The following is a 24,030-nucleotide window of genomic DNA, read 5'->3' as shown; positions in this document are numbered from 1 at the left end:
ATTATGCTGAGCGCTGCGCCCGACGAGGAACTCGCCCTGCGCTGGCTACGCTGGTGGCACGCTGACTTTTGGTTACAGGCCGATGAAAGCTGGCGCACCCAGCCGCTGGCCCGCTTATCAGTCCCTTTGCAAAGGCACTATCTGCGCCAGCATGCCGCACGCTGGCACCGCACGCTGGGGGTAACGGGCGAGCTGGTAGCACCCGAGCCGATGGTGCTGGCAATCAGCGACTTAAGCTTTGAACAGCGCGCGCAACTGTTGGTTCTGGTGGCGGAAATTTGCGCCGGAGCCATGCCGCTACCCGCTGAGTTAAAGATCTGGCTGCGGCGTGTGGCGAAAGGGATGCGCACGGAGTGCTGGCTGCCCGCCGGGCTCTTCACCGCAGGCGGCAGCGCCGACAGCCTCTGCCTGCTGCAAGCGTTATTCCCGGCTATCTGGCCACGCCTGCGGCTGCTCTTTCCCGCCAGCGACGCGCCGGTAAGCCCGGCGCTCTCACTGCCTGTCCATCGTCTGCGTCCTTTATGGGAAGTGGCGCTCTGGCAGGTGCAACAACATTCGGAAGAGACGCGCGATGTGGAAACTTAAACGCCTGAGCCTGGCGGAAGGTAGCGCGCCAGGTGGTAATTTGCTTCGCCGCGAGGAGATTGCGCTCGGGCTTGAAGCCGCCTCAATTATCGAGTTGGCCCACAAAGAGGCGCAGACGATCCGCGAGCAGGCACGCGCCGAGGCGCAAGCTGAAAGGGAGGCCTGCCAGCGTGAATGGGAAGCCTCGTTCTGGCAGCAAGCGCAGGCGCTGCTTGCTGGCTGGCAGCAGCAGCGCACCGCCGAAGAGGCGCAGCTGGTGGTGCTTGCCGGGAAGATCGTCAACGAGGCGCTGCAACACCTGCTTGATGAGGTGGACGATGAGCGCCGTTTTCACGCGTTGCTCAAACAGCTATTGCGTCACTATCCGCGCCAGCAGCAGGCGACGCTCTATTGCGCAAGCCAACAGGAGCAGGAGATTAACGGCTGGCTGGCCGCACAGCCGCAGCTTAGCTGGACGCTGTGCGCCGACCCGGCGCTTGAGTCAGACCATTTGCGGCTCATCACCGATGCGGGCGAACTGATGGTTGACTGGCAAACGCTGCGCCAGCAGCTCGCGCCCTCGCTTGCAGAAGAGGGGGCATAAAAAAAAGCAAAATGCGTGGAACTGCTTCGCTTGCCGCACCACTTAAGAGTGGTGCCTAACAAGAGGAGTGAACATCATGAGTTCAAACGATCTGTTTCAGCGTCAGTTATCTTCCAACTCCACCCGCAAACATCATGAAGCCTATCAATTTGCCCGCGATATCTCGGGCGAATCCTTCAGTCTTGCGGATATGTATGCCTTCCAGAACCGGCTGCAGGATATGTCCAACGCCAGCTGGGCTAGCTCGCAATATACCCAGTTTAAGTTTGGGATCCGTAAAGCGATTATCGACGCTATTAACTAAGCCCCTGTCAGCAAGGAGTCAGGCGTGTTTACGTTTTCTTTTCCGGGCCGCCTGCTGGCGGCCATTACCCTGCTGGCGCTGAGTATGGGCATCACTAACGCCCGTATGCCGGATGAGTGGAAAAACGGTGCGTATGCCTATTCGGCAGATAACACCCCGCTTAGCATTATTCTTGAAGATTTTGCCACCAGCTTTGGTGTCGAGATCAATCTTGGCACGCTGGGCGACAGCAATGTCACCGGTAAACTGCGCGCAGACAGCCCGGAAGCGTTTCTTAATCGCCTGGCGCTGGAGTATCGCTTTCAGTGGTTTGTCTACAACGACACGCTCTACGTCAGCCCGCAGGCCGCGCAAACCTCTCAGCGTATTGAGATTTCACCGGAAGCCGCGCCGGATCTGAAAGAGGCGCTGCGCGGTGTCGGCCTGCTGGAGCCACGCTTCGGCTGGGGCGAACTGCCGGATGAGGGCGTGGTGCTGGTGACCGGCCCGCCGGAGTATGTGCGCCAGATAACTGAATTTGCCCGGAAATCGGAGAGCAAACCGGAAGCCGAAGAGAGTAAAGATATGATGGCATTCCCGCTGCGCTACGCGGCAGTGGCGGATCGCACCATTCGCTATCGCGATCAGGAGCTGCTGGTACCGGGGGTAGCCACCATTCTGAATGAACTGCTGGGTCAGGCCAGCAACGCCTCTGCCGGTGGCAGCTCATCAGGCCAGGGGGATGATGAGCAGGTATCACGTGAACAGTCGCAAACGATTTTAAATGAGCTGATTAATCGCAACATGCCGGTCTCCGGGCGTAAAAAAGCGCCGGTCAGCAAGCTGGCGGGGAAAGTGTCGGCGGATGTGCGTAACAACCTGCTGCTGGTGCGTGACGATCCGAAAACCCGCGGCTCCTATCAGGCGTTAATCAACTCCATTGATGTTCCGCAAAAGCTGATTGAGATCGATGCGGTGATTGTCGATATCGACCGCAGCGCGCTGAAGCGCTTCTCCAGCAGCCTGGGCGGTCAGTTCGGTAGTGTCGCCAGCGGCGCTAATATGCTCTCCGGTGCCAGCACGCTGTTCGTCACTGATTTCCAGCGCTTCTTTGCCAGTATCGAAGCGATGGAGGGGGAAGGGACGGCAACAATTATCGCCAACCCGACCATCCTGACGCTGGAGAATCAGCCTGCGGTGATTGATTTCAGCGATACCGCCTTTATTCGCGCCATTGGCGAGCGGGTGGCGGATATTCAGTCTGTCACCGCCGGGACCAGCCTGCGGGTGACGCCACGCGCCATCAGCACCTCACAAAAATCGGCTATCCAGCTTATTGTTGATGTGGAAGATGGCAAGCTCAATAAAGATGACGAGGGCGATGCACAAGGCACCCATAACGCCGCGGTCAGCACCCAGGCGCTGGTGGAAGCGCGCCGCTCCTTAGTACTGGGCGGGTTCCACTCCAAAGAGACGGGCGATCGCGAGCGACGCATCCCGATCCTCGGCAGCATTCCGCTGATTGGCAAGCTCTTTACCTCCACACGCTACGAAACCTCCCAGCGTGAGCGGCTGTTTATTATTACGCCGCATTTGATTGGCGACCAGGTCGATCCCTCGCGCTATATCGCTGCCGAGTCGCGCGAGCAGCTTAATAACGCGATGGATGAGGTGAGCAACCGGCATAAATACACCGACATTCGCGGGATGGTGGAAGGCGCGATGCGTGACCTGGCCCTGAACCGGGTGCCGACGGGGATGACCAGCGGCGGCACCGGCCAGACGCTATCGGCCTTATGCCGTATTCCGGGCGCGTTCCAGAGCGATTTCCGCCGCCATCAGTGGTACGGCAACAGCAGCGTGCAGATAACCGTTGGGATGATCACCAATAACACCCGTCAGACGCAGCGGTTTGATGAGAGCGTCTGCCGCAGCGATCGCACGTTGGCGGTGGCAGTCTGGCCGCGCGCTGAACTGCCGCCGGGAGGATCGGCGGAGGTGTTTGTCGCCTTTGACAGCAATGCTCCGGCACGCCCGTCGCGCGCTTCGCTGCTCTCGGCATCAGGCGGCGCACCGGCACAAAACTTCAACTGAGCTGATAAGGAAAAAGCATGTTACTGCGAATGATGTTGCTTGCCGCCGCCGCGCTAATGTTGAGCGCCTGCGCGCGGCCGCAGGCCGGGTGTAACGACGTAAGCTGCCGCCCGTCGTCCGATCTGCATAAGCTGACTATCTGGTGGCAACCACAACTGCGTAATGGCCCGAACGACTACACGCAGATAGCGGTCGATAACTAACTGCGTTTCGGCAGTCTCAGACCCCGGGCGATCGCCGGGGCCGTATTTGAGCGAGGATCATCATGGCTATTCACCTCCCTTTTCTGGGAAGCCTGCGTGCGGCGCAATCTGTGTCGCACGCCAGCACTGGTAACGCGATTCCGTTACGTCAGTTTTCCCGCCGCCCGCAGCAGACCGCAGGCGGCTCACTGCACCAGGAGGTGGGTAGCCAGGCCGCGCCGACCCTGCGCCAGCAGGCAGCCGAAGCCCGCCAGCGTATGGGAAACCTGCGCCAGAGCCTCAGCCGCCTGCGGGAAAGGCGCCACCCTCAATCCACACCCGCCGCGTCGAACAGCACCCGCCCGCCGGATGAGATCAATAGCGCTCCGCAGTCGGTGAGCAGGCGCCACAGTGAAGCCGCTGCCGACGAACCGCCGTTGCGCCCGATGCGCGAGCCGGAACCGCGGCCATCACGCCGCCGCCATCTGCTTTCCCCCATCGAAGAGGAGCGCTACGCCGCGCTGCAAGAGAGCCAGCGCAATACCCGGCAACAGCGGGCCTACCGCGCGGGGGAAGAGAATGCAGCCACACGGCGAGGTGGCCTGCAACCGCAGTTTGCCCGCCTGGCGCTTACGGATAACGGCAGCTTAAGCGTCCTCGACAGCGCATCGGAGCCTCTCACCGCGCTGCTCAACGAAACCCTCGCCCGACCACAGCATCGCTGGCTGGCGCACCAGGCCAGTGACGATAATTGCCAGCATCTTCTGCTGGATCCCGGCGGCAGGCTCTTTACGCTGCAAGGATCGCCGCTGGCGTTTGTCGGCCTGACCAGCAGCCGTCCGCTGCCCGGCTGGCAGCATCAAACCCCACAGCAGCGGCTTGCGGCGCTACCAGATGAGGCGACCCAGGCGCTGATGACCGGTATCTTTCGCCACCAGCGCAAACTCACCGGCGGTGATGAAGCAGGCAACCGGGCTGGGGAGCCTGTTTCGGAGCAGTTGCGCGAGCATAACGGGCGGCTCTACCGGCTTAACGAAGCCGCTACGCGCTGGGAGCAGGTCGATAAAGATGAAGAGAAAAGCTATAGCAAGTTAAGCAAGCAGCCCGACGGCATGCTGTACGCCATTTACGATAAGAAGACCCTGCATAATCTCTCCAGCGGCGAAAAGTCGGCAAAAATTGGCAAAATCACCGCCTATTGCATCAGCGTGCAGGGTTCTGCACTGCTGCTGCTCAGCGATGAGAAAACCGCCGAACAGTCGGTGATGTTGCTTAACACCCTCAGCGCGAAAAAAGAGCAGCAGCAGAAAATCACCCTCAAAACCGGGAACGGGGAAGGCGACACTCAGGCTTTTCACGCCACCGGCGTCGCGCTGCATAATCAGCGTCTCTATGCGCTGGACAGCGAAGGGGGGCTGTGGAGCGCCGCATTACCGCAGGCGCAGGAGGGCAGCGAAATCATTATGCAGCCTGATATGAAGCAGGCGGCGCTGCCGGAGCAACTGGGCGCAGGGGTGATGTTAAGCAGCCTGGTCTCCCATCAGGATGGACACCTGATGGCGGTGGTAAAAAGCGGTGCTGACCAGAAACACCTCTGTACGCTCAATGCGCAAGGCCAGTTTGCGGCGCGCTGGAATCTCAGCGAGAGCCTGGTGCTGGATCATCACGAAGGTCTGTTTCAGCCGCGCCCCTTAGCCCATGAGCGTGTCGATCTTGGCCGTGCCGGGCAGTTGCTGGTGCATGAAGGCAAACTCTATGCCTGGGATAAAAACGCCGGGCGCTGGGAGGCGAGCCAGGAGAAGGCGGACAGCATCAAGCGGGCGCAGGATGGCAGCGGCTGGGTGATCCGTGACGGGCTGCCTGCGCGCGTTAAGATAAGCCAGAAGAGCGACAAAATTGACGGTGCGCACCACCGTTTCGCCCTGCGGCAGTTAAAAGCCAGCCTGAGCGTCGAGCTGCCACTGCCGGGGTTTGATGAGAGTAATAAAGCGCGCGCCATTGCGCCGCTGGATGGCGAGAACTGTGTGGCGATAAGCGAAACCAACACCCTGCAATATCACCGCACCCAGGCCGGAACCCGTCAGGCGCATAAGATGATGCAAACCCTGACGAAAGCGGGGATCGCCAACTGGCTGCCGCACACCCGCGCCACGCTGCCTGCGAACGGCGAGGGCAACACCCTTACGGATATCACCACCGATCAGAAGCGCAACCTCTATGTTCTCGACTTGCAGGGCAGGCTATGGACGATGCCGGAAGCGGAGTGGCGCGCATCCCCCGGCAGCCGCCCGGATGCTCGCTGGCAAGCGGTGACGCTGCCCCCCGATCTCGGGCCAGTAGAGCGATTGCATAACAGTTCCAGCGGCGCGCTGATGGTGGCGGATAAAGGCGGCCGTAACGCGATTTTGCAACTGGCTGGTTTACCGCTGGAGGGGGCGGAGGCGCAGCAAGAGGGCGTAAGCCCGCCGCCAATCGCCCCCGCAGAGAGCTGGCTGATAGCGGGGGAGTTTGACCCGACAGCGCTGCCCGTCAGCACCCCTCGCCCTGAGCCGCTAAAAGCGATGGAGCGGCTGGATGAAGCCTCGAAAAGTGTCAACATTCGCGGCATGACGCTGAAGTATGAGACCAGTATCGCCGGGATGACCGGGCGAGACGGTAACCATGTCAACAGCCGCCTGCGCGACCGGCTTGGCGCGCACTTAATTAATACCCGGCTAACCACGCCAAGACCCCTGAAAACTGCCTGGTACGCCACGCGCCATAACTGGCAGGGGCGTGACGGGCTGCGTCCGCTCTATGCGCAGCAGGCGCAGCTCTATCAGCGGCTTAAAACCTTACAGGCAGCGCCTGGCGCGACGGCGCAGGAGAGTTTAGCAGCGCGGCTCGCCGCGCTCGATACCCGCCACTTTGACCGGCAGTTTATCGCCCATCTGCAAAACCTTATCGACACGGTTGCCGACAGCGCGCAGCACCACGGCACGCTGCTCGGGCAGCATATGGGCGCGTTACGCGGGGACGGGCGTGAAAAAGAGGACTTTAGCCCCTCGCGGATCAAGGCGGTTACTCAGGCGCTCAACCCCTACAGTGATGATGAGAACCTGCTGAAACGGCTGGATGAGGTTTACCGGCGCTATCCGCTGCGTGAGGGCAGCAGCACACCGGTAAGCGACTTGCAGGCGCACGGCGTGGTGGCCCGGCACCAGAAAGCGCAGCCGCCGCTGGCGCGCAGGCGCGATCCCCATGATGAGATGGGGCTGGTGAAATCCCGCCTGATCCTTGATGGATTAATGATGTCTGCCCTGCACGAGGTGGTGGATCAGATGGCTGCCTGTCATGCTAACCCGCAGGCCAGCCCGGCGCAGATCGCGGCGATTAAAGAACGGGTGCGTTTTTTGCGTGACGAGGAGTATGGCGAAAACCTGGTGCAAAAAGCCACCAGTCAGGGTTTTTTAAATAACAGCCAGCTGGAGGCCTGCTATGACGCCATCAAATCCTTTATTAATGCGCTGAGTAAGCCGCACCACGGCCTGAATATGACCACCCGCACGGTGCTGAAAACCCCCGACCAGCAGCAGATGGCGGGGCAACTTCTTAATACGCTTAAAGCGCTGGAGCCGGGGGAGAACTTTGCCTTTGGGCGTAACTATGGCGGCATGGTGACCCTGTCGGTGATCCCTGGCGGGGAGGTGATCGGTATTCCGGGCGTGCGCGGCAACCTCGATCGCGCCTACAGCGCCAGCTTCTCCCGGAACGATGGGGGGATTAATGTCACCTTTAGCCGTAACGGCGGCGGCACCGGTACGGTGTTTGGTGCCGTAGGCTGGAACCCGTTGAGTCAGCTTGCCGACAGCAGCAAAAAGGAGCCTGGCGGCAACCGCAGCATCGCCCCCTCTGTGCGGCTGGGTGGTCTGGTGGCCATCGCCATGCAGCGTCAGTTGCAAAACAGCGTCAGCTTTACGCTGAGCGAAGCGGAGCTTCAACCCTTCATCGCGCAGCTTACTGGCGGGCAACTCAATCCCGGCGAGCTACTGGAGAAGGGCGTCAGCCATAAAGTGAAGCAGGGTACCACCCTTAACTTTAATGTTGACGCCACGGCAATGGCGATGGCTGGCGGCGCTCTGCGTTTTCCCGCCGGTGGCGGTGAAGGCAAGAAAAACAGCGCCACGGTGCGCGCTGGCGGCATGGCGCAGATCGGGGCGAATATCCTCAATGCGCAACGTGAGCGCTCCACCACTCACAGCGCGACGGGCAGCACGCTCGGCCGCAGCGATAACCGCCTGCGGATGTTTAACACCGCCAGCGCCGGGATCGGCCTTAACGGCGGAGTGGGCATCACCGCCAGGCCTGCGTCTGACCTGCGTATCCCGCTGTTTGGCGTTAACAGCACCACGATTCAGGCCAGTATCGATAACCGCACTAAACACAGTATGAGCATCGATATTGCCCGGGCTGAGCCGGTTCACCCGCGCCAGCTGGAGAAGCTGATAGAGCAGGCTGGCAGCAACTTTGACGATCCGCAAACCAATAAGCTGTTGCAGGAGATAAAGGATGCCGACAAACCGCCCGAGAAAGAGAAAAGTGAGCTTTCAGCCGGGCTAAGCGCGCTGCAAAAAGCGAGCCTGAGCGCGCGCAAGGCGCACGCAGGCACCTTACGTCCGCTCTCTAAAACCGAACGCAGCACGCTTGAGACGTTGAACAAAGAAGACGGTGCGGCAAAGACAAAAGAGAAGAGCGACACGTTCAGCACCTTTATGCAGGATGAGCCGCAGACAACGGCGAACAAGCTCGATAAACTGCTGACCCATCTGCTGGCGCTGACGCCTGCCAACAATGGCCAGTACGGCGTGATTAACAGCGCCCGGGCGCTGGATTTGCAACGCCAGGCGTATGGGCTGCACTGCCATCAGCTCAACAGTGCCGAGTATCAGAGCACTTATAACAATCTGCGCAAAGTCGACAGCAATAACCTGATGCACGTGGTGCATAGCCTGTTTGCCAGCGAACTGCCGGAGAGTGCCGCCGAGGCAATCAGCCGTTTTATGGAGGAGAAGCCGCTGCTTAAAGAGGCGATCCGCGAGTTGCAAAAAAACCGCAACACCCAGGCGGTGGTGACCCTTGAGCTACATGATGACCGGCGCTATGAGCTTCAGAAAATGTGGCTGCGCCATGAAACCCAGCCGGAGGAGATCGCAGCGCTGCTGCGCGATCGGCACTGCCTGCGGGTCAAATCGATTGCTTTTAGCGAAACTGACATCAAACAAGAGGGGATCTCCATCCCGCTGTTTGTCGCCGGGAGCAGTAGCGCTGCCAGCGTCAGCGTCAGCCGTAACCTCGGAAAAATTAACTTTAACTATGGTGCAAACCAACTGTCACCTCTCGCCTTTACCCTTGAGGGCGAAATCGCCCACGCCAGCCAGGCGCTGGTGGATGCGCTGACGAATGCCGAAATTCAGGAGAAGCGCGGGCGGCTGTAACCCGCGTTACACCTTACTTTTACAGGAGTTTATGATGACGCAGCAACGACAGCTACAAGGGCTTCTGGATGATTTTGGCCGCCGCCAGGGCATCTCTCTGACGCTCGTCAATGGCGTTTGCGCGTTGCAGGATGAGCAGGGCCTGGAGGCGGTGGTGCTGGAGCTACCGCCGGGAAGCGATACGCTACTGCTCCATTGCCAGCTCTTTGCCGCCACGCAACTTGCAGAGCAACTCACCACCTGGCGGCTGTTAATGAAGCTCAACTTCGAAATGCATGCCATGCGCGGCTGCTGGCTGGCGCTGGATGAAGAGGAGCAGGTACGGCTCTGCTACCAGCAACCGCTGGCCGCTTTAACGCCGGCTACTTTTAGCGCATTAATGCTGGCGTTTATGCAGCAAGCCCGGGAGGCGCGGGCGTTACTGCCGGAGATTGTGGCTGCCTGATAAGCGCAGATCCGCGCACTACTCTTCGCGGATCTCAATCACCTCATCCAGGTAGTGATCTTCCAGCTCCCGCAGCAGGCGATAGACGTGAGCCACGGCATTTAACGTTTCGCGTGGGATATAGGAACCTTCGCGGGTAGTGCGCCAGAGGGTTCGTGTCAGCCAGATAAAGCGGATCACCGGTCTCTTTTTACGCTGCGCCTCTTCAATCAACGCCCGCGCCTCGTCATCACACGCCTTAAACAGCAGACGCGGCAGCGGCGTTTCATCCGGGCGGTAGTAGAGGCCGACGGCAAAATGGGTCGGGTTAACCAGCAGCACATCCGCCTCTTCGACGTTGATCTCGCGGGCAGGAACCGGCTCTTCATTCAGGATCTCCTGTGCCACCTGGCGGCGGTGGCCTTTCATATGCGGATCGCCTTCGCTCTGCTTGAACTCGTTTTTCAGATCTTCATGGCTCATACGCTGCTGTTTAAGGAAGAAGTAGCGCTGAATACCAAAATCGAAGAGGCTTATCACCAGCATGACCATCAGCACCCGGCGCGACACCTTCATAAACAGCGCCATCACCCCTTGCCAGAAACCGTTGAGATCGCCAAGCGCCAGCTGAGCAAGGCCGCCGAGATCCGGCAGGATCGCCTGCCATACCACCAGGCCAATCACCACCGCTTTAACGATGCTGGTCAGAAGCTGGGTAAACTGACGGGCAGAAAACATATTCTTCAGGTGATTAACCGGGTTAAGCGCATCCAGTTTCGGTGCCAGCGCTTCGCTGGAGAAGAGCGGGCCGAACTGCACCCAGCCGCCCACTACGCGCAGCACCATGGCAATGGCGCAGGCAAGGCCGACCAGCACCAGCATAACAGTGACGCTGTCACTTATTACCTCTTCCAGCGCATGATCAAACGGGTCGCGCAGGCGGGATAACGGCAGCAGCATCATCGCCTGCAACCGCTGCATACTCGAGTCGACCATCGCAAAAATGGTCTCAAGGATGCCGATAGAGATAAGCAGCTTAGGGATATCCTGGCTCTGGCTGACCTGGCCTTTTTTGCGCGACTCTTTCAGTTTTTGCGGTGTGGCGTCTTCGGTTTTTTCGCTCATGGCGCGCTCCCGGCGGAAGGGGTGAAGATCTGCGGCAGGATATGGATAAGATCGCGCAGCTCATACAGCCGCGCATTTCCCAGATGGTCCAGCAGCGGCAGATAGAGGATAAAAAAGAGCATGCCGAGCAGGCATTTTAGCGGGATCGTCAGGGCCGTTGCCTGAAGCTGCGGGCTATAGAGGCTCATAATCCCGATGGCAAAATCGAGCAGCAGCATCAGCGCCACCGGCGGCCCGGCGTAGAGCACCATATCGCTGAAGATTTTTCCCACCAGCGTAAGCCAGACGTGAAAACCTGCCTCTTTGGGAAAAGGCATCCACTGGGTGGCGGACCACAGATGGTAGCTGTCCCAGATCACCTGGGTGATGGTTGATAATCCCAGCCCGGTCACCAGCAGCAATATCAGCACCTGCTGCATCAACTTGCCCAGCGGCGTCACATCCGGCCCCAGTTGAGGGTTGATCTGCCCACCCATCAATGCGCCGCGCTGGTTATCGAATAACGCCCCGACAGACTCATAGAGCCAGAAAGGTAGCGCCAGCAGCAACCCGATCATAGTGCCGATCAACAACTCTTTGAGCACCAGCCCTGCCAGCGTCATCATCGTCGGCTCAAGCAGATCAATCTCTTCTTTGATCCCCGGCGCGATAAACAGCGCCAGCGCCACGGCAATGGCGGTGCGCAGCATCCCTTTGATGACGCTAAACGAGAATATCGGCGTCAGTAGCAGGCAGGGGAAGATTCGCGCCATGCCAAGGGATAGCGCAAGGATCGCATTGAAGGTGTCGGTAAGCGGGTAACCTATCAGCATCAGGAGCCGACCGTTGACATCATGGCAAATGCCGCCTGCGCCAGCTCCATCAGCTCAACACCGACCCAGCGCCCGGTGAGCGCCAGCGTCAGGCCGACCGCCATCAGCTTGATGCAAAACGGCAGGGTCTGATCCTGTAACTGCATCGCGGCCTGCACCAGCGAAATGATCACCCCGGAGATCACCGCCACCAGCAGCGGCGGCGCGGAGAGAATAACCACCAGCAGTAACCCCTGGCGAAACAGCGTCAGAATATCCATGCGGGCCTCATAAATAGCTGTAGAACAGACCGTCGAGCAGCCGCGTCCAGCCGCTGATGAGCACAAACAGCAGGATTTTCAGCGGCAGCGACACGGTCATCGGCGAGACCATCTGCATCCCGAGCGCCAGCAGGATATTGGAGACGATCAGGTCCACGACAATAAAAGGAATGAAGATCAGAAAGCCGATTTTGAAACCGTTTTGCAGCTCCGACAGCACGAATGCCGGGATAATAAGCAGCATATTCTCCGGGGTGACCGAATCAGCCATGCGCTTTGGCCACATACGCTGGGCGTTTTCCTGCAAATGGATAACGATGTCCGGGTCGGTGTTTTTGCGCATAAACGTTTTCAGCGGTTCGATACCGTTAGCGGCGGTATATTCGAGCCGCTCCATACTGCTGAAATCGACCGGGATCGCTTTCAGCCGGTCGGTCATATCGCTAAACACCGGCGCCATAATAAAGAGCGTTGCCGCCAGCGCGATGCCGTTGAGCGCCATGGTTGGCGGTACCTGCTGCACACCCATCGCGTTGCGCGTCAATTGCAGCACCATGGTGATCTTCAAAAAGCTGGTACAGATAATGAGCATCATCGGCAGCAGCGCCAGCGCGCCGAGAAACAGCGCCAGCATAATTGGGTTTAGCGGCCCCATCTCCATCGGAATCACCTGTTCACATCCACGACGCTCGCCACGCCCGGCAGCATATGGGTAATTTGCAGCCCCAGGCGCCCTTCGACATCGACCAGTTCGCCTTTCGCCAGCGGAAACTCGCCGTGACACAGCAACGCTTCACCGGGCACCACGTTATCGACCGTCACCGTCGAGCCGACATCCAGGCGGTTTAACTCACCCAGCGTCAGTCTGAGATGGCCGCAGCGCACGGTTAAAGCCAGCGGCAGCGCATCAAAAGGCGAGGCCGCAGGCGTCGTGGTTTCAGTCAGGTTTTCATCCGGGTGTGGGGTGTCGGCAGGCAGATTATCTTCGGGGGTCACATTCACGTAAGTATTCTCCAGACGGGTAATAAGAAAACGGGCAGGATGCCCCTCCTCGAACAGCAATTCGCCCTCAAGGTGTAATTGCGCAAGGCGAAGCTCGCCGCGACCGGTCGGGGAAAAATACGAGGTAGCAGGGAAAACCACATCATCGGGGCGAAGTGTGCGTAACTGCGCGGGGGCAAACGACACCACGCCCAGATCTATCGGCAGCGATAACGGCAGGTCGCTGCAAAGCGGCGCAGGCAGCGAAACCCAGCCAGGCTGGTTTAACAACGCCGCAAGCGTGGCGGGCGCAAGGTATAGCTGACTCTGCGCCTGCGACTCGCCGAGCGTGACGCTCATCGCAAGCCAGATACCGTCAACCGGCGCGCAGGAGGCCTCCTGCGGCGTCAGGTCGCCAAACAGCGCGCGCAGCGCCGGGCTGAGATGCTGGTTAAAGAGCGGCCAGTACCACTCAGCGCACGCGCCAGGCTCTGGCAGCAGCGGGCAGGCGGAAAAGAGGCTCAGCAGCGCTTCACTGCCCGCCAGAGATAACAGCCCCGCCTGGCAGGAGAAGCCCTGCGTTGGTGGCCGCTCGCCGGGTTCGGTAAGCCGGAGCTGAATCTCACCCGCTTCGTCCGCAAGGGTAAAGGGATAGCCAACACCGTGGCCGATACGGCGGCGCAGGCTGGCCTCCTCGCGCGGCAGAGTGCGCAGGGTCAAGGGTTTCATTCCCGGCCTCCGCGCTGCTCAAAGCGCAGGCGCACGGCGCAGGCCATCCGGCGGCGCAGCGACTCGCGGCAGCGCTCCTGGTGGGTGGCCATCATATTCATCGCCGCTGGCGCAAAACGCAGGCTGATATCCCAGCCCGCGGCAAAAGGACTCAGACGGGCATCCACTTCACCTAACAGGGGCAGCAGCAGCGTCATGGCGACCGGGCCGGCAGGCTGCTTCTCCACCATGGCGCACAGGGGCGGCTCCAGCTGTTGCCAGGCTCTGGCCGGTGAAGCGGGAGGCTCATGCTCATGGCTTAGCTGTGGCCCAAAAGAGGCGGGGCCTTCCCACGGTGTGATAAGTGGTTGTGGCACGTCGCTGGTGGGAAGCAACAACGCGTCAAACAGCGAACTCTCTTCGCGAAACGGCTCGGCGCGGGATTTACGCTCGGGGTTAGCGGCGTCTGACGCTCCTGTTTGCGGCGAACGGCGCGGCACCTCCGGGCGGGCAGGCGGCGCGGGGTTATTTTGCTGGGTGTGGGGTAAAGCTGTCATCGTAATGCCTCGCTATGCTCCATCAGGTATTCCAGTTTTTCCACATCACGCAGACGCGCCTGGGTTTGCTGCTGCGCGTGCTGCACCTGCTGCTGTTGCGTGGCCTGCTGTGTGCGGCACTGTTGCAGCTGGTTGCGCTGCCCGCTCACCGCGTCGCTGGCCTGGCGCTCCTCCGTCAATCCTTCAACCAGCCGTTCCTGCTTTTGCAGCCCCGACTGGTGGTGTTCGGCAAAGCTCTCGCGCAACTGTTGATAGTGCTGTTGTGCGGCTGCGAGCTGTTGTTCCGCTTCGGCTGACTGACGCTGCGTTTCGCATAATGCCTGCTCCGCTTGCCGTTGCAGACGTTCGCAGCGGCGTAAGCGCTGACGGCGAATCGGCAGCAGCAGAGCGAAGGCCTGCTGCAATTCAGCGCTGCCATCATCAGTCACAATGTCGTTATCAGGCAGCGGATGACGGCGCATGCTGGCTTACCTCCGATAAGTGCTGCAGGGTGTCGTCATACCCGCTGGGGGCGTGCATTGCCTGTTGCAGATAGCCGTTAATTGCCTCCTGAGCCGCTACCGCCGCATCGGTCATCGCATCGTGGCCCGGCTGGTACTCCCCAAGGCGAATTAACATCTCAACCTGCTGCCAGGCGGACATCATGCGCCGCAGCTGCGTGGCGTCGCGGATATGCTCGCGCGTGGCGACGTTGCTCATGGTTCGGCTCAGGCTTGCCAGCACATCGATAGCCGGGTAATGCCCGCGCTCCGCCAGACGGCGGGTCAGCACTATGTGGCCATCAATCAGGGAGCGCACTTCATCGGCGACCGGATCGTTCATGGAGTCGGCTTCAATCAGCACCGAGTAGAGGGCAGTAATCGCGCCGCAGGAGGTTTGCCCGGCGCGCTCCAGCAGCGTCGGTAACAGGGTATAAACCGAGGGCGGTAGCCCGCCGCGCCCCGGCGGCTCGCCGAGGGCAAGGCCGATTTCACGCTGGGCGCGGGCAAAGCGCGTCAGGGAGTCGAGGATCAACAGCACGCTTTTGCCCTTATCGCGCCAGGCTTCGGCGATGGCGGTGGCGGTAAATGCGGCTCTGGCGCGCTCCATGCTGCTGCGATCGGAGGTAGCGCAGATAAGCACCGTACGGCTGCGCAGCGCCTCGTCCAGTTCGTGGTCGAGAAACTCCCGCAACTCGCGCCCGCGCTCGCCAATCAAACCAAAGACGATGACATCGCAGGGGGTGTTACGGGCGATCTCCGCCAGCAGGGTGGTTTTCCCGCAGCCCGCACCGGCAAAGATCCCGACCCGCTGGCCGACGCCGAGGGTCAGCGGGCCGTCAATCGCGCGAATACCGGTTGGCAGCGGCGTCTCTATGCGCGGACGATCGGTGGGTGCCGGGGCATCGCCCAGCACGCCGACCGCATTCTCCACCGTACCGGGTAGGGCGAAGGCGCCAGGCTGGCCTGCATCGAGCGGGCGGCCAAAGCCATCCAGCACACAGCCGAGCAGGGCGTCAGAGACCACAATAGAGTGCGGCAGGCGCAGCGGAACCACGCGCGCGCCCCGGGCGATACCGTCGAGCTGACCAAGGGCGGAGAGCAGCGTGTGCTGCGGGTTAAAACCGACCACCTCTGCCAGTACGCTCTGCCCGTCATCCCGGGCGATCTGGCAGAGATCGCCGATCCGCGCCTGGGGCAGGCTGCTTTCAAGCAATATGCCGTTAATCCCGGTGATGCGGCCAAAACTCTCGACCGGCGAAAAGCTTGCCAGCCGCCGCCGCTGCTGTTGATACCACTCCTCCAGCGCTACCGTCATTACCAGCTCACCTTGATGTTGTCGCGACCGTTAAACTCAATCTGATCGCTGGTGATCGATACCAGCCGCAGGTGGTCCACTTCATCGCCGACAAACAGGCGCTGCCCGTCGTCGGTGACGATATTGGCGCGGCTACCGGTGGTGATTTGCACAATCCGGAAGGGCAGGCTGACCTTCAGCAGTTTGACCTGGTTATCCAGCGGAGTAGCGCTGGTGTAGGTGGCGTTAAAGCGTTCCAGCATTCGGTTAAAGATCTGCATCTGCGACTTACTGAGTCGGCCCGTCAGACGCAGCCGCTGGTTGTGCATATCCAGCTTCACCACCTTTGCCAGATCGCGTTCGCGCAACATTTTCTGTAACGGTGCCTGTAACTCTGCGGGCGTGCTCTGCGGTGTAGAGGAGGCAACCTGGGTCTGGGCAACGGTGGGCTGCAAAACCCAGCTGGTTACCGTCAGGGTGAGCAGCAACATCAGGCTCCATGAAAGCGTGCGGATGCTGCGGGTGAAGAACCCTTTGCTGGCGGCGACGGGGGGAGCGGCCTGGGGCTGTGCTTCTGTGGATCCTTCTGGCGCAGGCGGTGTGGCAGGCGGCAGGCAGGCGGCCCACGGCGTGTCGATCCGCGCCACGCACAGCCAGACGTCGGCGACCTGGAAAGGCGCTTCGATATTGACAGTAAAAGCCTCCGCACCCTCCGGCTGTGCCAGCCACTGCGTCTCTTCCCGGCGTAGTTCGCACGCCCGGGCAGTAACGCGCGCATCGCTAAGCATCAGGTCGGCCTCATCGGCCTGGCCAATCAGCCATTGATCGCCGAAGAGGGGTAACGCGGCGCCCAAATGCAGGCCAGACAGCACGCGCAGTTCGAACATGATCAACTCTCCCACGTGGTAAGCGAGTAAGCGGCCGGATCCAGCTCTATACGCCCCAGCACATTTACTGCGAGATTAGGTTGTAGCTCTGCAAAAGAGAGCACCGGCACATAGTGAAACTCTTCCTGGATAAGCCCGCGCATCGGGCTGCGCAGATCCTGGGCGACCAGCAGCACGGCGCTTTCCGGGGAGTCGGCCGGGAAGGCGTTAGCGATGACCGAGAGAATGGCGGTGATCTGCTCATGGGTGAGCGCAAAGAAGAGGTCGTTTTGCGTCTGACGCAGCGAGTCGCGCAGCTGCTCTTCCAGCTCCGGTGTCAGCAGCCAGACATGCAGGCCATCCGGACGGGCATACTGGTAACAGAGGTGATTTTTTAGCGAGATGCGCACCTGGTCGGTCAGCAGCCAGACGTCGCGCTCATGCTGCCCATGTTCGATCAGCGCTTCGGCAATGGCGCGAACCGATCGCAGCGGAATACGTTCGGAGACCAGTTTTTGCAGCACGCTGGAGAAACGAGAGATCGGCATCACGCGCTGTAACTCCTGCGACAGTTCTGGCTGCTCCGCTTCCAGCCAGCTCACCAGCGCGCGGGTCTCCTGTAGGCCGATAAAGTGTGGGCTGCTGGCGTGGATCGCGTTCTCCATGCGCTTGACCAGCATTTCGCGCGCCGTCCAGCGCTCGACCTCTTCGTTTTGCAGCAGCGGATGATCCGCCGCCAGCCAGATAAGATCGCCCTCCTGACGCCGCTCATCGCCCTCGACCACGCTCTCCCGGTCGGCTGGCGCGATCTCGTCCAGCCAGCGGCGTTTTACCGCCCGGTGCGTCACAGTAAAGGTGCCGATCACTTTCGGGATCTCATACACCGAGAAGCGAAACTCATCTTCCGTTTGCTGGTCGAGAAACTCGATATCGAAGGCGGGCAGGGTAAAGCCGAAGTGGTAAACGATACGGTTACGCAGGCGGCGAATATCCTGCACCAGCTCCAGCATCTCCGGATGGCCGCGCCATGAGGAGGGGAAGTTGATCAGATAAGGGCGCGTTGGGTTGAACTGACGTAAATCTTCTTTGCCGTTTAGCTCAGGCGGAATGACCTCATTCTCCATTTGCGGCTGCGCCAGGCTCAGGGTCTTTCTGATGCGCCAGATCTGAAAACCGCCGCTAATCATCGTTAATGCTGCCAGCAGCAGAAAAATCGCCGTTGGCATACCGGGCAGCAGGGCAAAGCCCACCATGCCCATTGAGGAGAGCAGCCAGGCTTTCGGCTGGCTGGTTAACTGCTCGGCAATCTCGCGGCCGATATTGTTATCCGCCGTCTGTTCATTGTCGGACGAGACGCGGGTAATCAGCATCCCGGCGGTAAGCGAGATCAGCAGCGCCGGGATCTGCGCGATCAGCCCGTCACCGATGGTCAAAATCGAATAGATATGCATCGCTTCGCCGGCAGGCATGCCCAGTTGCAGCACGCCAATACTGATACCGCCAATCAGGTTGATCACCACAATCACCAGCCCGGCGATGGCGTCGCCCTTCACAAACTTCATTGCGCCATCCATCGCCCCGAATAACTGGCTCTCTTTTGCCAGCTCATTACGGCGATTTTTGGCCTGCACCACATCAATCAATCCGGCGCGCAGATCGCTGTCGATGGACATCTGCTTACCGGGCATCGCATCAAGGGTAAAACGCGCCGCCACTTCGGCCACCCTTTCGGAACCCTTGGTAATCACCAGGAAGTTCACCACGGTGAGGATCAGGAACATCACCATCCCGACCGCAAGGTTGCCGCCTACCACGAAGTTACCGAAGGCCGCCACCACATGGCCCGCGTCCTGCTGAATTAAGATCTGCCGGGTGGTGGAGATGGAGAGCGCCAGGCGAAACATAGTGGTCAGCAGCAGCACGGCAGGAAAGGTGGAGAACGCCAGCGGCTTGGGCAGATACATTGCCAGCACCACCAGCAGGGATGAGAGGCAGATATTCACCGCAATCAGCGCATCAATTAATGGCAGCGGTAACGGAATGATCAACATAAACACCAGCGCCATGGCAAAAGCCGCGCCGACCACTTCGGAGCGCTGCATGGCGCTGATGGCGATTCGATTTAAGATCTGAAACAGGGTATTCATCTTGGTTGCCTCACGACGCGGCGTTCCGGTTGCGGCGCTGCTGTTGCTGCTCCGCTTTGGTGACGTTCGTAATCATGCCGCGCAGCAATTTCAACGCGTTACTTCGTTTTTCCAGGTCCGGCCACAGCGAGCGAGGCACGCCGCGCAGCAGCGGAAAAAGCGAGCTGTAAAAGAGCGGCTCATGGTGTTTGCTCTCGCCGACAATCTCCTGCGCAAGGCCGGTGAAATCACTCTGGTAGGCGCCGTTGTGGCTGATCTGTAACATCCGGCGCGCCAGCGTCAGGCTGTTCATGTCAACACTGGGCAGTTTGCTGCGCATACGCTGCAAAAATGTAGTGCTGTCGCTCAGCGTCTGGCTTATCCCGGCGGCATCGCGCAGCCCGTGGTGAATACGCCCGAGGGTAAGAGCGCTAATCGAGGGGGCAAGCGCGGCCATATCATCCGCCAGCGCGCGCTGCAAGGTACGCAGCGTCGGTATCAGATTGCGTGAGCCGATCGCCTCCAGCACCATATCCAGCATCATAATGGCGGATTGCTGGTGGACGATGCCGTCGTAATAGAGGTTGCGCAGGGACTGTTTACGCTGCGGGTCGCTGGTATACCCGGCGATGGCGGGAGCCGTGTTGTTGCCTGCACGGATGGTCTGGCCGTGGGTTTGCTCAAGCTTTTCCAGCTGTGCTCCGGCCCGCGCGGCCAGTTCCCCGTCGCCTTCATCTTCTGCCTGTTCGCCGAGCATCCGCAGCAGCAGGGCGGTGCGCGCCGGATCGCCGCCGGTCTTCTCCAGCAGCGTGTCGCTATCCGGCGGTGGGTTCTGGCGCAGGGCGTTACGCAGCCACTCCATCTGCTCAAGGGCTTGTTGTTCATCGCTGCCATCGAGCAGGGAAAAGAGCTCATTCAGCTCGCCGATTTTGCTGAGCCCATGCTTGCCACGCAGCTGGTTACGCAACCCATTACGGCGCTCCTGCGCCTTTTGCTTACGCTCCATCTTTTCGCTGAACGCGGCACCAATCTCTTCCATCGCGTCATTTAATGACTCTGCCCGCACGCGGACATTATCCGGCACGTTGGTTTTGCCTGCCGCTTGCGGCGTGTTTCTGTGCAGGGCTTTTAGCGAGTGCGCCAGCGCCGGTATCGCATGTTGTATCTTGAGCATCGCCAGCCATCCTCAGTGGTCATTACCCTCTTTCTGTGTCAAAGCACGCTTCCCGGTTCCGTAAAAAGCAGCAAAAAAAATGTGAATAATTTCATCGGGTAACCAATGCAATTTTTTGCATAACGCAGCGGCCACGCGAGGTAAAAACTGGCTCGGAAAAGTCTGTGTTCAGAATTAATTGCTTTTATAAACAGTGGGTTATTCAGAAAGGGGCCGCTGGCATATCTCTTGCTAAGTAGCAGCGCACTCATTTGTTACCTAACAGAGAGACAAGAAAATGATTAATTCAACGCTCGTGTCCACTGTCCTAGAGTCACCGGTTGCGATTAACGTTAACTGGGATGAGATCTTCGTCACACATAATAAGAAGCTCTTAAACTTCATTCGTAAACGTATCGCCAGCCAGGAGGATGCTGATGACATCTTGCAAATGACCTGTCTGGAAGTGTTGTGTAACCGGCATAAGTTTCGCGGTGCGTCCCGCCCGGAAACCTGGGTGTTTGGTATTGCCGTTAATTTGATCCGCAACTACTACAAATCGAAACAGAGCCACTATCTGTTCGACAGGCTGGATGATGAGATTACCGCCGATCTGCTGCTGGATGACGATCCCAGCGATTTGACGGAAAACAGGCAGCTCCTTAGCCATACGCTGGCATCCATCGAAATTTTATCGAAAGACGTTAAGTTGATGCTCTCAATCCTTGTGGAGGAGGAGGGCAGCTATCAGGATATTGCGCAGCAGTTAGCTATCCCGGTCGGCACCGTACGCTCGCGGCTTTCACGGGCGCGGGAGACGCTAAAAGGGAGAATTTACGCCTGAATCCGGGTTTGCTGAAAAGGACAAATTAACTGCTAAGATTATTAGCTTATTAATATTTAGCGGGTTATGACTATCATGCCGTCGGATGGCTATTCTACTGCGGCATGATATATCCGTGGAGGGAATGATGCTTTTACAGGGTGTAACCGGGCAGGTTGATAATCATGAGGTTAATATCAGCGGCTTATCCAACATTGCCTTAGACAAAATCCATGATGCGATTTATTTGATAGACAGCCAGCTGCATATCAAATATGTCAACGAAAAAGCCTGCCAGTTGACGGGATATTCCCGCGAGGCATTTTCACAACTCAGCTTTGATATTATTGATAAAGAACTGCGCGACAATGATGTTTTTGCCCTGTGGTGGAAACTCAGTACCCGTCCTGAAGGGATAACATTTACTTCGCAACATACCGGACGCCATAACGATTTTCCCGTCGAGGCAAGCTGTAGCGGATATAACCATGATGGCGAGCTGCATATATTATGTATTGTTCGCGATATGCATGAAATTCGTCGGCAAAAAGAGCAGCAGCTACTGCGTGAAAAACAGATGCACCGGGTGGTGGAAAATTCGCCCGATCTCATTTTACGTTTTGATTTGCAGACCCGCTGCCTCTACGCCAACCTGGCCGTTCGCAACTGGTTTAATTTGAGCGAAAACGATATCAGCCGCGTGCCGCTGACCGAAAGCGTGCCGCGCGGAGGCGTCGGCCTGAGCCTGTTTAAGCTGGTTTCGCGCACCATGGTGGATGAAAACATTGCCGAAGATGAGCTGGTGGTAAAGCGTAACGGGGAGAAACGCATCCTGCATGTGCGCTGCGTCCCGGAATATGATCTGCGCGGCGAGATAATGAGCGTGCTGGCGGTGGGGCGCGATATTACCGCTATCCGCAAGACCGAAGAGGAGCTACGGCAGCTGACACATAATCTGGAGCGGGCGCGGGAAGCGGAAAAAAAACAGCTGGCGCGTGATATTCATGATGAACTGGGCCAGCATTTAACCGCGTTGCGTACCGGGTTGTCGCTGCTGGCGATGCGTAAAGACCAGTCTGCCGATGCGCAGCAGGCGGAAATTCAGCAACTGATGGGGCGTCTGGACAGCACCATTCAGGTGGTGCGGGATGTCTCAACCCGGCTGCGGCCCAATGTGCTCAATCTCGGGTTGATTCCGGCGCTGGAGTGGCTGCGGGATCAGTTTATAAAAAATAACGGTATCCGCTGCATTTTGCTGGCACCCGACGAGCATACCGTGGTGCTGGATGATGCGACGCTGACGGCGGCATTTCGCGTGGTACAGGAGTCCCTCACCAATGTCGCCCGCCATGCCAGAGCCAGCAATGTCTATATCTTCGTTAAACTCACGCCGGATGCGCTGCTTATCGAAGTTGTCGATAACGGCAGGGGCTTTCATCTGCATCGTGTGAAGAGAGGAACCTGTGGTCTGCACGGGATCGAGGAGCGTGGCCGCATGCTAAATGGCGAGGCGACCATCAATAGCACACCCGGTAAAGGAACACGGGTTAAACTGAAGTTCCCCCTCTCTGTAGGTGTTAAATCAGCACCATCCTGTTCGAAAACCAGGAGGATCGATCGATGAGTGAATGCATACGTCTGATGATTGCCGACGATCATGCCATTATGCGTGAGGGCCTGAAGCAAATTTTTGCACTCGATGAGACTATCGAAGTGGTATGTGAAGCGCCGGATAGCGGCCAGGTGCTGGAGCGTTTGCGCCAGCACGACGTCGATCTGCTGCTGCTGGATATTTCGATGCCGGGCATGAGCGGGGAAGATCTGATCACCCGCCTGATACCGCTCTATCCCCAGTTGCGTATTCTGGTATTGAGTATGTTTAACGAACCGCAAATTGCCCGGCGGGTGTTAAATAATGGCGCGCTGGGCTATATCACCAAAGATAAGTCGCCAGAGATTTTACTCAAAGCGATCCGCACCGTGGCACAGGGATCTCGCTATATCGATCACGATCTGGCGCAGGAAATTATCTTTTCCGATTACCAGAACAATAATCGTGCGCCGCATGAGAGCCTGACGATGCGCGAACGGCAAATAATGATCATGCTGGCCCACGGCGAGTCGATTAATGCGATAGCCGATGCGCTCTCCATCAGTAATAAAACCGTCAGTACCTATAAATCACGCATGATGAAGCGAATGAAATTCACCAATAACGCTCATATCGTCAAATATTCCCTGCGGCATAACCTGGTGCAATAAGGGATTTCACCACCACCGCCTGACGGATGGATGATTAAATCGATGCATGCGCGAACTCATTTTTAGCGGCGCTGTAGTGAGATTGAAGATAGGGTATGAAAACAAAAATCCACGCAGTTGCGTGGATTTTATCGTTTTTGTGATGCGTGTGAGATTCAGCAAAACCTCATAAGACAATATAATCGTCAAGCGTTATCACCTTTTTAAATTTCCCCTTTTGTCCTGAGATAATTTCTCAAGCGTTAATAATTCCTGGCTTTTGACTTTGCGGCAAAGAGAAACCTATAGTAGTGCACCGCCTTCTATGAATAGACGGCCATTTAATCGCTGGAAGAAAAAGTATTGGAAAGCTGAGTACTGGGCTTTTAGGAGGCTAAATGATTGATATTTATAAAGAACTTGATGATTTAATTAGTGCAAGTGGTGAGGGAGCGCAAGGAAGTGGTCCCGCCACTGAGGATGTAATTGAGCTTTATGAGAAAGAGCTTAAGGTTAAATTCCCTCCCACATATAAGCTTTTTTTAGAGAAATATGGAACGCTTTCATTTAATGGAGAGTCATTTTATGGCATCTCAAAGTTAGGCTTGGCCGCACAATCTGCACCTGATGTCAGGTATACAACCCTTAAGGTCAGGGAACTTGGCGATATTGATAACAATATGATTTTCATAAAATCCTCTGGTTATGGCCCGCTATTTTCTATTGACGTATCTGTTCAAATTGGTGGCGAGGCAGCAGTAGTGGAAACAGACTTATCATTCAAGAGAGATGGCAGTAAAAAAATCGTGGCAAAGACTTTTGCAGATTTTTTGGTTTGTGAAACTAAAAAATCTTTGGAAGATTTATAATATCTTTGAAGAGCTTACATGCGCGCCGTGTTAACCAGGCTTCAAGGTATAGTATCCAGAGCAGGATTCAGTATGACGCTCTCGGTGGCATGAGTGTCCCAGGAATTC

The 24,030-nt window shown here is 58.2% G+C and carries 22 protein-coding genes; 11 read left to right on the top strand and 11 right to left on the bottom strand.

Going from position 1 to position 24,030, the window contains the following annotated elements:
- Positions 1-3: 3 nt before the first annotated feature.
- The 7 genes from ACWPW2_RS10700 to ACWPW2_RS10670 all read left to right on the top strand — a co-directional run bounded on the left by ACWPW2_RS10700 (position 4) and on the right by ACWPW2_RS10670 (position 9,646).
- Positions 4-585, top strand: coding sequence for a serine kinase (locus tag ACWPW2_RS10700; protein ID WP_454122906.1), 582 nt, complete (start codon positions 4-6; stop codon positions 583-585).
- Entirely contained in the window at positions 572-1,168 is a 597-nt protein-coding gene (gene sctL, locus ACWPW2_RS10695) for a type III secretion system stator protein SctL (protein WP_454122904.1), read from the top strand. Before ACWPW2_RS10700 ends, sctL begins: the two co-directional genes overlap by 14 nt.
- 76 nt (positions 1,169-1,244) lie before the next feature.
- Positions 1,245-1,472, top strand: a complete 228-nt coding sequence (locus ACWPW2_RS10690; RefSeq protein WP_124968163.1) for an HrpF protein — start codon at positions 1,245-1,247, stop codon at positions 1,470-1,472.
- A 24-nt stretch (positions 1,473-1,496) separates the two neighbouring features.
- The gene (gene sctC, locus ACWPW2_RS10685; protein WP_454122901.1) at positions 1,497-3,545 is read left to right on the top strand and encodes a type III secretion system outer membrane ring subunit SctC; all 2,049 of its coding nucleotides are present in this window, start codon (positions 1,497-1,499) and stop codon (positions 3,543-3,545) included.
- 17 nt (positions 3,546-3,562) lie between these two features.
- Positions 3,563-3,748, top strand: coding sequence for an HrpT family type III secretion system protein (gene hrpT, locus ACWPW2_RS10680; RefSeq protein WP_094419739.1), 186 nt, complete (start codon positions 3,563-3,565; stop codon positions 3,746-3,748).
- A gap of 62 nt (positions 3,749-3,810) precedes the next feature.
- Entirely contained in the window at positions 3,811-9,201 is a 5,391-nt protein-coding gene (locus tag ACWPW2_RS10675) for an AvrE-family type 3 secretion system effector (protein ID WP_454122899.1), read from the top strand.
- 31 nt (positions 9,202-9,232) lie between these two features.
- Entirely contained in the window at positions 9,233-9,646 is a 414-nt protein-coding gene (locus ACWPW2_RS10670) for a type III secretion system chaperone (protein WP_454122897.1), read from the top strand.
- 18 nt (positions 9,647-9,664) lie between these two features.
- Here ACWPW2_RS10670 and sctU read toward each other — a convergent pair whose 3' ends face one another.
- The 11 genes from sctU to sctW are packed head-to-tail and all read right to left on the bottom strand — an operon-like array spanning position 9,665 to position 20,010.
- The gene (gene sctU, locus ACWPW2_RS10665) at positions 9,665-10,750 is read right to left on the bottom strand and encodes a type III secretion system export apparatus subunit SctU (RefSeq protein WP_454122895.1); all 1,086 of its coding nucleotides are present in this window, start codon (positions 10,748-10,750) and stop codon (positions 9,665-9,667) included.
- Positions 10,747-11,562 (bottom strand): type III secretion system export apparatus subunit SctT, encoded by an 816-nt coding sequence (gene sctT / locus ACWPW2_RS10660; protein ID WP_454122892.1) that lies wholly within the window; start codon positions 11,560-11,562, stop codon positions 10,747-10,749. The genes sctU and sctT overlap by 4 nt, the downstream gene beginning before the upstream one ends.
- Positions 11,562-11,822, bottom strand: coding sequence for a type III secretion system export apparatus subunit SctS (sctS, locus tag ACWPW2_RS10655; RefSeq protein WP_023478855.1), 261 nt, complete (start codon positions 11,820-11,822; stop codon positions 11,562-11,564). The genes sctT and sctS overlap by 1 nt, the downstream gene beginning before the upstream one ends.
- Before the next feature lie 7 nt (positions 11,823-11,829).
- Entirely contained in the window at positions 11,830-12,483 is a 654-nt protein-coding gene (sctR, locus tag ACWPW2_RS10650; RefSeq protein WP_454122890.1) for a type III secretion system export apparatus subunit SctR, read from the bottom strand.
- Positions 12,484-12,488: 5 nt separating this feature from the next.
- A complete protein-coding gene (locus tag ACWPW2_RS10645; protein WP_454122888.1) occupies positions 12,489-13,532 on the bottom strand; it encodes a FliM/FliN family flagellar motor switch protein in 1,044 nt (347 codons plus the stop codon).
- Positions 13,529-14,068: a type III secretion system HrpP C-terminal domain-containing protein gene (locus ACWPW2_RS10640; protein WP_023478793.1), complete on the bottom strand. Its 540-nt coding sequence runs from the start codon at positions 14,066-14,068 to the stop codon at positions 13,529-13,531. Before ACWPW2_RS10640 ends, ACWPW2_RS10645 begins: the two co-directional genes overlap by 4 nt.
- Complete coding sequence (locus ACWPW2_RS10635; protein WP_454122885.1) at positions 14,065-14,529, bottom strand: type III secretion protein; 465 nt, start codon at positions 14,527-14,529, stop codon at positions 14,065-14,067. The genes ACWPW2_RS10640 and ACWPW2_RS10635 overlap by 4 nt, the downstream gene beginning before the upstream one ends.
- Entirely contained in the window at positions 14,507-15,865 is a 1,359-nt protein-coding gene (locus ACWPW2_RS10630; protein WP_454122883.1) for a FliI/YscN family ATPase, read from the bottom strand. The genes ACWPW2_RS10635 and ACWPW2_RS10630 overlap by 23 nt, the downstream gene beginning before the upstream one ends.
- Positions 15,865-16,731 carry an FHA domain-containing protein gene (locus ACWPW2_RS10625; protein ID WP_454122881.1) on the bottom strand — a complete coding sequence of 289 codons (867 nt, stop codon included), beginning with the start codon at positions 16,729-16,731 and terminating at the stop codon, positions 15,865-15,867. The genes ACWPW2_RS10630 and ACWPW2_RS10625 overlap by 1 nt, the downstream gene beginning before the upstream one ends.
- A 2-nt stretch (positions 16,732-16,733) precedes the next feature.
- Positions 16,734-18,857 carry a type III secretion system export apparatus subunit SctV gene (sctV, locus tag ACWPW2_RS10620; protein WP_454122879.1) on the bottom strand — a complete coding sequence of 708 codons (2,124 nt, stop codon included), beginning with the start codon at positions 18,855-18,857 and terminating at the stop codon, positions 16,734-16,736.
- Positions 18,858-18,867: 10 nt separating this feature from the next.
- On the bottom strand, positions 18,868-20,010 hold the full coding sequence (gene sctW, locus ACWPW2_RS10615) for a type III secretion system gatekeeper subunit SctW (protein ID WP_454122877.1): 1,143 nt from the start codon (positions 20,008-20,010) through the stop codon (positions 18,868-18,870).
- A gap of 277 nt (positions 20,011-20,287) precedes the next feature.
- Here sctW and ACWPW2_RS10610 point away from each other — a divergent pair, with 277 nt between their 5' ends.
- The 4 genes from ACWPW2_RS10610 to ACWPW2_RS10595 all read left to right on the top strand — a co-directional run bounded on the left by ACWPW2_RS10610 (position 20,288) and on the right by ACWPW2_RS10595 (position 23,922).
- The gene (locus tag ACWPW2_RS10610; RefSeq protein WP_312117809.1) at positions 20,288-20,833 is read left to right on the top strand and encodes an RNA polymerase sigma factor; all 546 of its coding nucleotides are present in this window, start codon (positions 20,288-20,290) and stop codon (positions 20,831-20,833) included.
- Positions 20,834-20,957: 124 nt separating this feature from the next.
- Positions 20,958-22,436, top strand: a complete 1,479-nt coding sequence (locus tag ACWPW2_RS10605; RefSeq protein WP_454122875.1) for a PAS domain-containing sensor histidine kinase — start codon at positions 20,958-20,960, stop codon at positions 22,434-22,436.
- Positions 22,433-23,074: a response regulator gene (locus tag ACWPW2_RS10600; protein WP_023478664.1), complete on the top strand. Its 642-nt coding sequence runs from the start codon at positions 22,433-22,435 to the stop codon at positions 23,072-23,074. Before ACWPW2_RS10605 ends, ACWPW2_RS10600 begins: the two co-directional genes overlap by 4 nt.
- Before the next feature lie 377 nt (positions 23,075-23,451).
- Entirely contained in the window at positions 23,452-23,922 is a 471-nt protein-coding gene (locus tag ACWPW2_RS10595) for an SMI1/KNR4 family protein (RefSeq protein WP_023478747.1), read from the top strand.
- Positions 23,923-24,030 lie beyond the last annotated feature (108 nt).

This window comes from Kosakonia sp. Marseille-Q7440, from assembly GCF_965119485.1.
The sequence above is the reverse complement of the archived record's forward strand: the minus strand, read 5'-3'. Positions and strand labels throughout refer to the sequence as shown.